At 35.3% G+C, this 13452-nt stretch carries 14 protein-coding genes; 2 read left to right on the plus strand and 12 right to left on the minus strand.

The genetic code is table 11. The annotated features are described in order from the left end of the window. Window positions 1-134 precede the first annotated feature (134 nt). The 6 genes from LKL37_RS08330 to LKL37_RS08355 all read right to left on the minus strand — a co-directional run bounded on the left by LKL37_RS08330 (window position 135) and on the right by LKL37_RS08355 (window position 5503). Entirely contained in the window at window positions 135-782 is a 648-nt protein-coding gene (locus tag LKL37_RS08330) for a J domain-containing protein (RefSeq protein WP_431610093.1), read from the minus strand. Window positions 783-1106: 324 nt separating this feature from the next. Continuing rightward, window positions 1107-1748 carry an alpha/beta hydrolase gene (locus LKL37_RS08335; RefSeq protein ID WP_431610094.1) on the minus strand — a complete coding sequence of 214 codons (642 nt, stop codon included), beginning with the start codon at window positions 1746-1748 and terminating at the stop codon, window positions 1107-1109. A gap of 138 nt (window positions 1749-1886) precedes the next feature. After that, complete coding sequence (locus LKL37_RS08340) at window positions 1887-2144, minus strand: hypothetical protein (RefSeq protein WP_431610095.1); 258 nt, start codon at window positions 2142-2144, stop codon at window positions 1887-1889. Window positions 2145-2235: 91 nt separating this feature from the next. After that, window positions 2236-2568: a hypothetical protein gene (locus LKL37_RS08345; RefSeq protein WP_431610096.1), complete on the minus strand. Its 333-nt coding sequence runs from the start codon at window positions 2566-2568 to the stop codon at window positions 2236-2238. A gap of 11 nt (window positions 2569-2579) precedes the next feature. Next, window positions 2580-3134 carry an RNA polymerase sigma factor gene (locus LKL37_RS08350; RefSeq protein ID WP_174774444.1) on the minus strand — a complete coding sequence of 185 codons (555 nt, stop codon included), beginning with the start codon at window positions 3132-3134 and terminating at the stop codon, window positions 2580-2582. Window positions 3135-3502: 368 nt separating this feature from the next. Continuing rightward, on the minus strand, window positions 3503-5503 hold the full coding sequence (locus tag LKL37_RS08355; protein WP_431610097.1) for a S9 family peptidase: 2001 nt from the start codon (window positions 5501-5503) through the stop codon (window positions 3503-3505). Between the two features lie 169 nt (window positions 5504-5672). Here LKL37_RS08355 and LKL37_RS08360 point away from each other — a divergent pair, with 169 nt between their 5' ends. Continuing rightward, the gene (locus LKL37_RS08360) at window positions 5673-6998 is read left to right on the plus strand and encodes a sensor histidine kinase (protein ID WP_431610098.1); all 1326 of its coding nucleotides are present in this window, start codon (window positions 5673-5675) and stop codon (window positions 6996-6998) included. After that, on the plus strand, window positions 6991-7674 hold the full coding sequence (locus tag LKL37_RS08365) for a response regulator transcription factor (protein WP_431610099.1): 684 nt from the start codon (window positions 6991-6993) through the stop codon (window positions 7672-7674). The genes LKL37_RS08360 and LKL37_RS08365 overlap by 8 nt, the downstream gene beginning before the upstream one ends. Before the next feature lie 55 nt (window positions 7675-7729). Here the strand turns inward: LKL37_RS08365 and LKL37_RS08370 are convergent, their stop codons facing one another. The 6 genes from LKL37_RS08370 to LKL37_RS08395 all read right to left on the minus strand — a co-directional run bounded on the left by LKL37_RS08370 (window position 7730) and on the right by LKL37_RS08395 (window position 13411). Further along, window positions 7730-8695: a retroviral-like aspartic protease family protein gene (locus tag LKL37_RS08370; protein ID WP_431610100.1), complete on the minus strand. Its 966-nt coding sequence runs from the start codon at window positions 8693-8695 to the stop codon at window positions 7730-7732. Between the two features lie 152 nt (window positions 8696-8847). After that, window positions 8848-10851 carry a prolyl oligopeptidase family serine peptidase gene (locus LKL37_RS08375; protein WP_431610101.1) on the minus strand — a complete coding sequence of 668 codons (2004 nt, stop codon included), beginning with the start codon at window positions 10849-10851 and terminating at the stop codon, window positions 8848-8850. A 156-nt stretch (window positions 10852-11007) separates the two neighbouring features. Next, window positions 11008-11466: a DoxX family protein gene (locus LKL37_RS08380; protein WP_431610102.1), complete on the minus strand. Its 459-nt coding sequence runs from the start codon at window positions 11464-11466 to the stop codon at window positions 11008-11010. Window positions 11467-11520: 54 nt separating this feature from the next. Beyond that, complete coding sequence (locus LKL37_RS08385) at window positions 11521-11979, minus strand: SRPBCC family protein (protein WP_431610103.1); 459 nt, start codon at window positions 11977-11979, stop codon at window positions 11521-11523. Between the two features lie 53 nt (window positions 11980-12032). Continuing rightward, window positions 12033-12461 carry an SRPBCC domain-containing protein gene (locus LKL37_RS08390; RefSeq protein ID WP_431610104.1) on the minus strand — a complete coding sequence of 143 codons (429 nt, stop codon included), beginning with the start codon at window positions 12459-12461 and terminating at the stop codon, window positions 12033-12035. A 116-nt stretch (window positions 12462-12577) separates the two neighbouring features. Next, on the minus strand, window positions 12578-13411 hold the full coding sequence (locus LKL37_RS08395; RefSeq protein WP_431610105.1) for an SDR family oxidoreductase: 834 nt from the start codon (window positions 13409-13411) through the stop codon (window positions 12578-12580). Between the last annotated feature and the right edge of the window lie 41 nt (window positions 13412-13452).

Here is a 13452-nt window from a genome sequence, read left to right on the forward strand (position 1 = left end):
CATTTAAAGTTCCGCCTTTGGCGCCTTACTCATTCAATAACGAAGAGATGTTCTGTGAAAAGAAGTCTTGCTGCAAAAAGTTCAAGAAAGGAAAAAGATGTAAAAAGTGTCCGGGAAGGAAGAAAATGGCATAATCAGCTGAAATTTCTGATCAGCATATAAATAGCTGCTGCTATAATAATGATTCCCCAGATCAGCATCATAATTTTAGGCTGACCCGTTTTATTGATTCTTGTTCCCGGTTGTGGTTTAAACATTTCCTCGACCGTATTTTTGAACTTCTCAGAATCGTTCTCAAAAACTTCTGTAATGGTAATTCCCTGTACTACCGTTTTGTGTAAAAGTGAATTGGTTACATGAAGCAGAAGCTGGAATTTTCCATCTTTAAATTCTGTGATCTTAAAGATCCTTTCCCCATACGGCTTTTCTAATCCGAAAGGCAGTATCTTCACCACATCGGCATTACTCGTCTGCCAGTTGATGATAATCTCCTCCCCTTTTTTCGCATGAATCTTATTCGCTGTAAAAGTTTTGATTGCAGGCGGAATATTATACCTGAAACTTCGCTGATGATTTTCCAGATTCTGGTCATAAGCACGTCTTCTGACAGAATCACTCAAGGTTTCATAAGCTTCCTGAATCTCACGGAATCGGTCGGCGAAAAAATCGTCATTGTCGTTTTTATCGGGATGATATTTTAAAGACAGTTTTCGATACGCTTTTTTGACGTCTTCTTCAGAAGCATCCTGGGATATACCGAGAAAATAGTAGTAATCTTTCATTGAGCATTACAAAAATAAGGATTTATTTTTCTTTGTGTTTGATATTTCCAACAAAAATTTTGTTGGAAAATAGGGTTCATAAAGTCATTGCGAATCAAAGATGAAGTAATCTTAATATGATTTACAAAGCTGTCTGTTGGAAAACGCAAAAGCGCTAAAAATTCTATAAGACGGGTGCTTCTAAAACGCGAAGATTTTATCTCCGATAAAATTGTACTCTTCTAAAAATGAAGTGCATAATTTTATAGCAACTTTGTCATTCCGAGCAAAGAACGTAGTTCAAAGAAATCTCAATCCCAGCATCTACAAGCCGATAATCACTGTTTATTTCCGGGAAGCCCAATCTTTAGCAGGCATAATCCAATCATTGAGCGCTTTAAAAAGGAAACCGCGATTCAACCCTGTGCTAAGTTCTATTTCTTTAAAATCTTTAATATCAGATCTAATCAATCGCTGTTCTTTTGACAACGGCACATGCCCGTCATCCGACTTCTCAGTAATAGAAAGAATCCTTCCATACAACTTAAAGTTTTTATCTTTCTCCAAAGAATCATCCTTAAAACTTGCTCCGATGAACACAAATTTCAATTGTGGATTCTTCTCGTAAAAAGATACATACTGAGCAATATATCCTCCCTGGGAAGTTCCCACCACTGTAATCCTCCCTGCTGGAATCCCTTTTTTCATGAGACTGTCAATCTGTTTTTTCACTTTTTCAGCATAAACCGTAGGATCTGTATTCGGTTTTCTTTTCTCAGAGATAACAATGGTGTTTTGATTTATTAGTTTATTGAGAATTGTTTCATATTCAGCCACTCCATATTTTGGATGTTTTTCTTCAAACGAATGATCTTCCAGAAATTTATTATGCAAAAAGAAAATATATTGTTGTTGCGACTTTTGACACAACATAATAATCGGGAAAAACGAAAATACCACAAAGAAAATATTCTTAACCTTCATCATAACCGGAAATAGCTTTTAATAATAACAAATATAGTCTTAAAAAGCCTTTACAGGAAGTGTTTAAATAAAAAATTCCGGCACGGGAAGCAGAGCTTCCCGTGCCGGAATGTAACAATTTCAATTTAGTTTTTACTTTTCTTATGCTTCACAGGTATTATCCTTTTTGCAGCATCTTGAATGGAATTCTTTTTTGAATTTTCCTTTCAGTTCCTGATAGTCCTCATCATTCATTTCTCTGATCTTATCTGCCAGTCCGAAAGGTGACTTTTCCTTGATTCCATATTCATCAAAAATACCTTTGATAAACTTTTTTCTTTGTATTGCTTTTTTAGCGATTAAGGCTACACCTACAACGGCTAGTGCTCCCAGAGCTCCTTTTAATGCTGAATTTTTCATTTTTTCAAAATTTTAAATTTTACTACTTCTTGTTTTTTATAGAGACGAATGAATTCTAATTTTACTTTACTACTTCTTAAAAAATTTCAAATTATTCGTTATTTCTGTTGAAGAATCCTCCGGAACATTTATTCCTCCAGACTTCCTTGAATTTCTCTCTTTCTTCCGGTGACCAGCCTTCCATTTTCTCTCTCATTTTTCTTTCCTTAAAGTCTTTCATCCCTTTACCGAAATGGAAACCTCCGAAAAGAATTTTACTTAGGATCAGTATACCCATTGCCTGCCAGAAGGTAATCGTTTTCACTCCTAAAATCTCCGGGAGAAGGCAGTTCCAAAGCAGCATTACAATCCATGTAACAGCGGCTAAAATTAATGGCGGACATAACAATAAAAAAATCCAACCCTTTTTGTGTTTATGATTCATAATTTCTTTTTCTAACTTTTTAAATCTTCGTATAACTTTCTCAGTCTGTTTCTCAAATGCTTCACAGCATAGTTTTTTCTACTGATGATGGTTTTGATGTTTTCTCCCTGTTCATCGGCAATCTCCTGGAGTGTTTTGTCGTTCAGTTCATTTTCTACGTAGACAAGCCTTTGTTTTTCGGGAAGTTCATCCAGTGCTTCAAACAGTTTTTTCCAGATCTCATCCTGAAACATTTTTACTTCAGGACCAGCGCTCTCATCCAATAAAAGGATATCCTTGATAGAAAAACTGCCGTCTTCATCTTCATATACGAAATCTTCAAGATTTTCTGTTTTCTTTTTACGGTAACGATCCGTTATTTTATTCGCCGTTACTCTATACAGCCACCCACCAACATTTACGATCTCCGAAATATTCGTAAGGCTACTGAACTGATACCACACTTCCTGCAGAATATCTTCCGCATCCTCCGTATTTTTCACTTTCGGACGAATATAAGACATCAGCTTCCCTCCGTAGTTGGAAACGGTCTGCGAGATGATACTTTCTTTCTCTTTCTGTGGCATTGTTATTTTTTCGACAACCTCCATATTGCTATGACGGCTGATCTTTTGGTTTTACTTTAATAAATTTAAAATATTTTTCTTAGAAATCAATTTTTCTTTTATCCATCGGTATTTTATTCATCAAATTATCAGCAATTTACCTATATCTATTTTTCAGAAGCTTATTCCCGCTATCCGCTCATACTCCTCACGCCAGGCTGTCCCACAACCTCAACCCTCCTACTCTCCCACCCTTGCTCCGGGGTAACCACTGCTATCGGGGCTAGGGGTGATGAATGATAATGTATCATGATTTTGTTTGAGGCAATAAAAAAGAAACGGAAAGTAACTACTCCCCGTTTCTGAAAATATAAAAATTGATTGGTTTATTATTTATTAAAATTCTGAGCAAAAAAACCTAACATATATTTATAGAGCTCAATTTTATTTTGTTCTTTTCCAAACCCATGCCCTTCATCATATTTTACCATATAGGGGACTTCAAAACCTTTTGCACGCATAGCTTTCACCATCTGATCGGATTCATTAATATTTACCCTTGGGTCATTGGCTCCCTGTACTACAAATAATGGTTTTTTAATTTTATCGATCTGATAAACAGGTGAAACCTCTTTAGCAATCTCAGCTTGTCTGGGATTATCCAGATTATACCAGATCTGTTTCACCTGCTCTTTGAACGGTTTCCAATATTCAGGGAATGAATCGAAGAATGTAAAGATGTTGGACACACCTACATAATCTACCCCGCATTTATATAAATCAGGAGTTTTGATCAATCCCATCAGTGTAGCGTAACCTCCGTGGCTTCCTCCATAAATGGCAATTTTATCTTGATCTACCCAACCCTGGCTAATAGCATATTTTACTCCATCTTCTATATCATCCATCACCTTTCTTCCAATTTCATTATATCCTGATATTTGATATTCCTTTCCATAGCCTCCGGATATTCTGAAATTCACCTGAAGGGTAGCATATCCCCTGCTTGCAAAAAGCTGTGTTTCCGAATTGAATCCCCAGCTGTCTCTGATTCCCTGTGGACCTCCGTGAGGATTTACAATTAAAGGAACTTTTTTTCCTTGCAGCGCAGCTTTAGGTAATGTAATATATCCATAAATGGTCTTTCCGTCTCTGCTTTTGAATTCAATAGGTCTCATCTCTGCCATATCTTCTTCCTGAAGCTGTGGTCTGAGATTATAAAGCAATTTCAGTTTCTTTAGTTTTGTATCATATTCATAATAGATTCCATACAGCTTATCACTTGCGACAAATACCAGCAATTTCTCATCATTATCATCAGAGGAAACAATCCCGAATTCTTTGTTCCCCAACTGAGACTTCAGCTGGCGATCAATTTCCTTATAGAATTTACCCATCGGAACAGTTTCTTCTTTAACACCTTCATAGCTGATGAAATCCAGTTCATAGTTTCTGTTTTTACCAGCCGTGCTTATGGAGCTTACATCGTATACAGGGTTTGAATATACTTCTCTGATCACTACATTTTTCTTAAGATCATAAAGCACAATTCTTTTCTTATCAGTATCCAGATTCGTTACTACGTAGGCTTCATCCTTATTTTTAGAATTTTCATTAAATTCAATAATACTGAACTTATCTTTCCAGTCTACAGATTTAATAAGACTAAATTTACCTGTCTGCAGATCTTTATAATATGTTTTTTTTATTAATCCATTTTCAAGAATTACATATCCCCGCAGATTACCGTCTTTATCAAAAATATAGTTATCAATAGGTTTTTTAGCATCTTTATTTTCAAACAACTGAACCATTTCTCCCGTTTTATAATTGATTTTAAAAGGCTCATAAATTTGTTTATTATTCTTGTTTATCGTAACGATAACAAAATCTGTGTCTTTTATTATTTGAACAAACCCAATTGTAGTTCCTTCAAATGGGGTAAGGTCTTTAGTATTGCCGCCATCTATATCTGCAGCATAAAGATGAATATTTTCATTCCCCCCTTTATCCTGTGTATAGAATAGACGTCTGCTGTTGAGCCAGCCATAGCTCCCAATCAAATCATCTTTTTCTGTAATGGCTTTGGTAATTTTTCCTGAACTTAGATCTTTGATATAAACATGGTTCTTTTTGTCCTGATCTTTTTCTTTATAGGAAAGATATTTCCCATCCGGAGAGATTTTAAATGCCGAAGCTTTTGGTTTTTCAAAGTAGTCTTCCACTTTATACTTGAAATCTCCTTTGTCAAAAGAAATAAGTTTCTCAAGATTCTCTTTAGAAGAAGGAAGTGTGGTGTCACCTGGTAACTTTGTGTGTTTTTGGGCGTTGATTATAATTACAGATAGCATGGCTTGTGCGACAGCCAATATTTTAAATTTTAAACTCATCCTTTACATTTTTAGCATTAAACAATTCTTTATAGGTCAATTCAATACTTCAAATTTCCTCCAAAAACATTCAGACATGGGTTATCAAAATGTTACATAGTGTTAAATAGTGTTATCAAGTTATTTTTATGTTCTATAATATGCTAATTTCGATATGTTATATCATCATATGAATAAAATATCTACCCATTTTGGAAAATTACTTTTTGTTCTGACCATATTTGTTGTTCTTGTTTTTCAGGGATACTGGATTTGTATTAGCTTTCAAAACAAAAAAGAGGAAATTTTAGAACGTACCAGATCTGAAATGATTCAGCTATTAGTTAATAATATGCTTAATGAGCCTATTCTCAAACAAAAATTGAATAAGAAGAACAGACCAAACAAAAAAGAAAATATAGAAGTCTTTATCAGTGAGCCCACAAAAAAGATGGTCAATAAAAGTTTTAAACAGCAAAACACTCCCTTTTACAGTGATGAAAAACTGGATCTTCTTTTATATATTTCCATGAAAAGCACTTTAAAAAAAATGTTGAATAAGGATGCTGAAATCACCATATTGTATGAGGGAAAAAAGATCAAAAGAACTTACCCGAAGAATGCAGAAACTACGGATAAAAATACAACAGCTCCCCTTAATTCATTGCTGGGACTTAACACCACCTACCGTATTCATATCGAAAACATGACAAGTCTGGTGATTAGTGAAATAAAAGAAGCGATTATATTTTCGGTGCTGTATATTTTACTTTTCCTGGTGACTATTTTTATTCTTTTTAAAAGCCTTATTTTTCATCAGAAACTATTGAAAAATAAAGAAATCTTCACACGCAATATGACTCATGAGCTTAAAATCCCAATCTCTACCATTCTCATTGCTGCAGAAGGTCTTGAAAAATACGACGTTACAAACGAACCCGAAAGCGCAAAAAAATACGCCGGAATGATACAGAGAGCTGGCAGGCAGCTGTCCCAACTTGTAGAATCTATTCTCCAGCACGCAAGATCCGATCATAATACTGAAAAACTGCCGCTAACCAGTATAAATCTTACCCATTTATTGGAAGATGTAAAAGAAAATTTATCCGGCATTATTCACAAAAAGGAAGCCAAAATCAGCACTATTAATATAGACCAGAATATCCATGTAAAAGGAAATTACGAACAGCTTACACAGGTCTTTTCAAATTTAATAGACAATTCACTTAAGTACTCAGCAAACAGCCCACTGGTTTTGATCTCCGCTGAAAAGATGGAAAATAATGTTTTGATCAGAATAAAAGATAATGGGCTGGGAATTCCTGAGAAATATACTGAAGATGTTTTTTCTCCTTATTTTAGAATTGTCAATGATGATACGCATGATATCAAAGGTTTTGGACTGGGCTTAAGCTTTGTAAGAAAATCTCTGATGAATCAAGGGGCAAGCATAAAGATTATAAGACAGAAAACCGAAGGTACAACCATGGAAATTAAAATTGCTACAGATGAATAAACCAAGAATATTATATTTAGAAGACGATCCGGACCTGGGTGAAATCACTACTGATATGCTCACAAGAATGAATTTTTCTATAATGTGGGTAAACAATGGAACCGAGGGTCTTGAAGCAATTATGAAGGAAAATTTTGATATCATTATTGCTGATATCATGATGCCTCAGCTTGATGGTTATAGTTTCCTTAAGCAGATAAGAGACATGAACAACCATACTCCTCTGATTCTTATTTCCGCACGGGTTTTAACAGAAGATGTTCTTAAGGGATTTTCTCTGGGTGCAGATGATTATATGAGAAAACCTTTCAGTATAGAAGAGCTTAGTGCAAGAATCCACAGAATCCTTAAGCGTTCTTCACCCAAGACAAACTCTTCAAATAACATTATTATAGGAAGTTATGAGTATAATCATAGTACTTATAAACTGACATATAAGGATAAAGAGATCATGCTTTCGCCCAGATCCGGGGAAATCCTTTATCGTCTGGCTACAAGTAAAGATGGTTTTTTACCACGGAAAGAAACACTGCTGGAATTGTGGGGAGATGATCATTTTTTCAATGGCAGAAGCCTGGATGTCTTTATTTCAAAGCTTCGGAAATATCTTTCTGAAGATCCGAGAATTAGTATTATCAATATAAGAGCTACCGGCTATCGCTTAATAGTAAGCTGAAATAAAAAACTGCTGCCAGGAAATCCTTAGCAGCAGCACTAATGATGAGTGAATGTTATCTTTTATAAATACGTATTTCTTTAGCTTTAAAATCTACTGTTGTGATGTACTGCTTTAAAAATCCATATCCTAGTAAACCATCTATCTTTAATGTGCTTTTCTTGTTGAGCCCATTAAGCATATCATTTTCAAAAATGAAACTAAGTCTTTTGTAGCTGATACTTCCGACTTCTAATTTTTTAATATGCCCTTTTTTTGCTTTGGTTTTCCCTCCTATTCCCGTAAGATTACCTTTTCTATAACTGGTGATGAAGTCTTTTAATTCAGGAACATACTTTTCATAAAGAACATTGGAAGCGGCTCCTGAGTCTAATGCCATATTGTATATTTTGCCATTGATTTCCATAGAAAAAACAGGAAAATGCATATACATTTCAAAAGGAATTGTTGTAAAAGGTTTATCATTAAGCTCTTTTTCTTTAGCCAAAGAAGTGTTTAATACTGCTGTAACCTTATGTCTTTTATAATCAAACGTTAATGTATAATCATTAAATACACAGTAGCCAATTAAACCTAAAATATTTTTCTTATTACTAAGATGAGACATAGAGACAGAAAGCACATTTCCTTCAGAAAGGGTAATACCATTCCAATCAAATGATTTTATATGAGCCGAACCTGATTTTTTCACTTTGCCACCTACTCCACAGGCTTCACTTTTATAGGACGAATTATATGTTATATTTTCTGCATCTGAATTCAGTATCAAATACGGAGCCCCGCTATCCAATATAAATGTACCCTTCTTTCCGTTGAGAGAGGCCTGCACAAAAATTAAACCATCATGCACTTCGAAGGGAATTTCAATACGTTCACGGGTATTAGTTTTTGAGGGAGCCAAAATTTCCAATGTTTTTCTGCTACTGATATTATCTTTTTCTACAGTATTGGATTGAGCTTTTATAAAAATACTAAGGATGATTAAGATCATAACCATAAATAATCTGAATAATAATGCCATGTAGTATTTTTTTGATGCACAAATTTCTGCAGAATGGATGTCATTATTAGTTATCGAATAGTTATGTAATGTTAAATAGTGTTATCGCTATTTATCCAAACAAAAAACGGAAGGCTTTTGCCTTCCGTTTCCATCTTTATAAGATTAATAGTTTATTTATTAAAATTTTCTGCAAAGAATCCTAACATCGACTTGTAAAGTTCTATTCTGTTTGGTTCTTTCCCAAATCCGTGTCCTTCATCATATTTTACCAGATAAGGAACTTCAAAACCTTTGGCACGCATAGCTTTCACTATCTGATCAGATTCATTGATATTTACTCTTGGATCATTCGCTCCCTGCACTACAAATAATGGTTTCTTGATTTTGTCGATCTGGAATACCGGAGAAACTTCTTTAGCAATCTTAGCTTCTTCAGGATTGTCCAGGTCATACCAGATTTGTTTTACCATTTCTTTGTATGGCTTCCAGTATTCCGGGAAGGAGGCGAAGAAGGTGAAAATGTTGGATACTCCTACATAATCTACTCCACAGGTATACAGATCCGGAGTTTTAATCAGCCCCATTAATGTTGCATATCCGCCATGGCTTCCTCCATAGATGGCAACTTTATCTTTATCTACCCAACCTTGTTCAATGGCATATTTTACACCATCTTCCACATCGTCCATGGCTTTTCTTCCGATTTGTTTGTAGCCTGCTTTCTGGAATGATTTTCCATATCCTCCGGAGATTCTGAAATTAACCTGAAGGGTAGCATATCCTCTGCTTGCAAAAAGCTGTGTTTCCGGATTGAATCCCCATCGGTCTCTGATTCCCTGAGGGCCGCCGTGAGGATTTACAATTAAAGGAACTCTTTTCCCTTCCAGTGCAGCTTTAGGCAATGTGATATATCCATGAATGGTCAATCCGTCTCTGCTTTTAAATTCGATAGGTCTCATTTCGGCCATATCTTCTTCTTTCAGCTGAGGCATCAGGTTATAAAGAAGTTTGGTCTGTTTGGTTTTTGTATCATATTCATAATAGGTTCCATACAGCTTATCACTTCCTACGACAACGAGAAGTTTATCATTATTATCATCGGAAGAAACGATTCCAAATTCCTTATCTCCAAACTGAGCTTTTAATTTATCATCTATTTCTTTATAAAATTTACTTACCGGAACCGTTTCTCCTTTTACTCCTTCATAGCTGATAAGATCCAGCTCATAATTTCTGTTTTTACCAGCTGTGCTTATAGAACTTACGTCGTATACAGGATTGGAATACACTTCTTTAATCACTGCATTTTTCTTTAGATCATAAAGTACCACCCTCGCTTTATCACTATCCAGATTGGTTACGACATAGGCTTCATCCTTATTTTTTGAATTCTCATTAAATTCGATGATTCCAAAAGTATCAGACCAGTCTGCAGATTTGATCAGGTTGAATTTTCCCGTCTGTAGGTCTTTATAATAGGTTTTTGTAGTTAACCCGTTTTCAAGAATGCTGTAGCCTCTCAAATTTCCGTCTTTATCAAAAATATAATCATCAATAGGACTGTTTACATCTTTATTTTCAAACAGCTGAGTAGTTTCTCCGGTAATATAATTGATTTTAAAAGGTTCGAAGATCTGCTTGTTGTTTTTATTCATGGTAACCACAACGAAATCAGTATATTTTATTGGAATAATTGACTGTACTTTTACTCCGTCAAATGGTGTTAAATCTTTTTGATTTCCTCCATCAATATCTGTAGCATACAAATGAATATTTTCATTCCCGCCTTTATCCTGTGTGTAGAATAAACGTTTTTTGTTCAGCCAGCCATACCCTTTGATCAGGTCTTCTTTTTCCACGATGGCTTTGGTAATTTTTCCTGTTGCCAGATCTTTTACATAAACGTGGTTCTTTTTGTCCTGATCTTTTTCTTTATAGGAAAGGTATTTCCCGTCAGGAGAGATTTTAAAAGCCGAAGCTTTTGGTCTTGCAAAGTAATCTTCCACTTTGTATTTAAAGTTTCCTTTATCATAAGAAATAAGTTTCTCAAGATTGGCTTTGGAAGATGGTAAGGTAGGATCTCCCGGCAGTTTTCCGGTAGAACTCTGTGCGTTGATCATCATAGTAGATAGTACAATAATGGCTGTACCGAAAATTTTGTGATTTAGGTTCATAACTTCTGTTTTTAAGGTTAAAGTTATATAAACATTTAGTTTTTTAGTGTTCTAAAAAAATTAAATGCATTTATATAATAAGACATGTCATACCTATAAAACGTTACAATATTTTATTACTTAATGAAAAAGACAGCCTTACCGACTGTCTTTTATTTAGTGTAAATAAATTCCGAAATACCATGTCCAGGCGATCAGAATAATCTGCATGGGAATCCTTTGATTGTAAAGATATTTCATTCCCGGACCGGTGTAATCAGCTTTAAAAATATTAATCCTTTTCCTGGAAGAATTGATATTGGCTATAAAAACCAATACATAAAAAATAATTAGTAAAATAGCCGTGATTTCACGAATTGACGGAATCATAAGTCCGATTCCAGCTGCAATTTCCAGAACTCCCGTAAAATATACCCAAAACATTTTTGCTGGCATAAAATCCGGAATCATCATCGCCATTCCTTTCTGAAATTTAAAATGGGAAAAACCTGTAAATATGATGAAAACAGTCATTCCCAGATTTCCCGAAAATATAAAATCCGGCTTCCCCTGAAACAAAAAAGTTCCCAGCAAAGCCAGAATAAATGTTGCGAAAAGTATTACGAGTAGTTTCATTTTTTAAGGATTAGATTTTAGGTAGCAGTTCTAAACTTTAAACTTTGAATTTCTTTACACCGAACCAAGGCTAACTCCTTCTGCAAGGCTTTTTACCACCATCAGTCCTTTTGTAAAGCCTGTATTCATATGATCCTGCCATTGTTTTTCTACCTGAACTTCGGCGTGAAGTTTTGTTTTTCCGCCAAAGTCTATCAGAAAGTACTTTTCAAAACTCCCATTCCATTCCATAACTTCTTTGCTTTGTGTATCCTCATTACCTTCTTTATCTACCATTCCCAGATGTTTGAAAACGATCTGATTCGGTTCATCCAGACTATCTATGGTTGAAACCATTCCTTCTCCCTGTGCATTAAGAAAATAGGTTTTCCCGCCAACCTGCCAATCGGATTTCATGACAGATCCTGCTCCGAAATATTTTGTCCATTCACTATACGTTTCCGGACTCCACAGAATGTCCCATACTTTTTGTAAAGGAGCATCTATTACTGTTTCGTATGATAAGGTTTCCATTTTTTTATTTTGGTGATTTGGTTATTTATTTCCTTTAATTCAAATTGAATTGTTTACAGCTGATTTTCTGAAAGGTGCTTAACAATCGCCATGGCTTTTGGAAATTTCTCTTCAAAAAATTCTTTGAACTCTGCCGGAGTCTGAACTTCCGCTTTCAGCAAAGTTCCTTCTTCGTTTTCTTCAAGAAAATAAGCTTCTGTGGCTTCTCCCCAATCCTGAGGAACTTCAATACCTTCATAAATTTCTCCCAGATGCAGAAATTTTATTTCCTCATTAGGAATCACTTTTTCTACTCTGCTGTACATCCCGTTGTTTTTGGGATCAAGGAATTTGACGATATTATTTTCTTCAAAAGTTCCTTCATAAAAAGAACCTTCTGTAAAAGCTGTTGTCCATTGTCTGTAGGTAATATCTCCCCAAAGGACACTCCATACTTTTTCCGGTTCGGCATTGATTTCTATTTCATATGATAATCGTTCCATTTTATTTTAGGTATTTGGTTATAGATAATAGGTTACTGATGATTGGAGTTTGAGGATTTGAGAGTAAGAGGTTTAGAGTGAGACAATTATTCGTAATCATTTCTAATTTTTAACCTCTAGCCTCCGACGAAATCACCTCCGTTAATGTGAATGATTTCTCCTGTGATATAACTTGCATCTTTGGAAGCAAGAAAAACGTAAGCTGGAGCTACTTCTGATGGCTGCCCCGCACGCTTCAGCGGAGTGTCTTTTCCAAACTTGGAAAGATCATCAAAAGCTTCTTTTACAAGCGGAGTCCATATAGGCCCCGGCGCAATTCCGTTGACCAGAATTTCTTTTTCTGCAAGATTATCAGCCAATGAACGGATAAAGGACAAAACAGCTCCTTTGGTGGCCGCATAATCAATTAAATAATCACTTCCGCGATATGCTGTAACAGAGGTTGTGCAGATAATCCGGCCTCCTTTTCCCATCATTGGAAGAAAATTTCTGGTGAAAGAAATCATAGAAATGATATTGGTATCAAATGTTTCCTGAATCTGTTCATCAGAGATTTTTTCCAGACTGCTTTTTGAAGTATGAAGTCCCGCATTATTGACAAGGATATCAAACTTTTTCCACGCTGTTTTAATCTTGTCTGCACATTTTGTTCTGAAAGCTTTCCGGGTAAGGTCTCCTTTTATCAGAAGGCACTTCTGTCCTTCTTTTTCAACCAGTTTTTTTGTTTCTCTGGCATCATCATCACTTTCTTTATAAATGATGGCAACATCTGCTCCTTCTCTCGCAAAATGAACGGCTACAGCTTGTCCTATGCCACTGTCTCCGCCAGAAATAACCGCTTTTTTACCCTGCAGCTTCCGGCTTCCCTGATAATCATTCCGGATAATTTCCGGAAACAGCCCTTCTTTAGGGACTTTTGATTTAGATTGTGATTTGTTCTGTGTTTTCATAAGCAAATCTTTTCTCTAAATAACATCAAACAATACGCCGA

Source organism: Chryseobacterium sp. 'Rf worker isolate 10' (assembly GCF_050753305.1).
Classification (GTDB): domain Bacteria; phylum Bacteroidota; class Bacteroidia; order Flavobacteriales; family Weeksellaceae; genus Chryseobacterium.

Coding starts and splice junctions, on each gene's coding strand:
- LKL37_RS08330 (WP_431610093.1), bottom strand. CDS start 782: ATGAAAGATTACTACTATTTTCTCGGTATATCCCAGGATGCTTCTGAA.
- LKL37_RS08335 (WP_431610094.1), bottom strand. CDS start 1,748: ATGATGAAGGTTAAGAATATTTTCTTTGTGGTATTTTCGTTTTTCCCG.
- LKL37_RS08340 (WP_431610095.1), bottom strand. CDS start 2,144: ATGAAAAATTCAGCATTAAAAGGAGCTCTGGGAGCACTAGCCGTTGTA.
- LKL37_RS08345 (WP_431610096.1), bottom strand. CDS start 2,568: ATGAATCATAAACACAAAAAGGGTTGGATTTTTTTATTGTTATGTCCG.
- LKL37_RS08350 (WP_174774444.1), bottom strand. CDS start 3,134: ATGCCACAGAAAGAGAAAGAAAGTATCATCTCGCAGACCGTTTCCAAC.
- LKL37_RS08355 (WP_431610097.1), bottom strand. CDS start 5,503: ATGAGTTTAAAATTTAAAATATTGGCTGTCGCACAAGCCATGCTATCT.
- LKL37_RS08360 (WP_431610098.1), top strand. CDS start 5,673: ATGAATAAAATATCTACCCATTTTGGAAAATTACTTTTTGTTCTGACC.
- LKL37_RS08365 (WP_431610099.1), top strand. CDS start 6,991: ATGAATAAACCAAGAATATTATATTTAGAAGACGATCCGGACCTGGGT.
- LKL37_RS08370 (WP_431610100.1), bottom strand. CDS start 8,695: ATGGCATTATTATTCAGATTATTTATGGTTATGATCTTAATCATCCTT.
- LKL37_RS08375 (WP_431610101.1), bottom strand. CDS start 10,851: ATGAACCTAAATCACAAAATTTTCGGTACAGCCATTATTGTACTATCT.
- LKL37_RS08380 (WP_431610102.1), bottom strand. CDS start 11,466: ATGAAACTACTCGTAATACTTTTCGCAACATTTATTCTGGCTTTGCTG.
- LKL37_RS08385 (WP_431610103.1), bottom strand. CDS start 11,979: ATGGAAACCTTATCATACGAAACAGTAATAGATGCTCCTTTACAAAAA.
- LKL37_RS08390 (WP_431610104.1), bottom strand. CDS start 12,461: ATGGAACGATTATCATATGAAATAGAAATCAATGCCGAACCGGAAAAA.
- LKL37_RS08395 (WP_431610105.1), bottom strand. CDS start 13,411: ATGAAAACACAGAACAAATCACAATCTAAATCAAAAGTCCCTAAAGAA.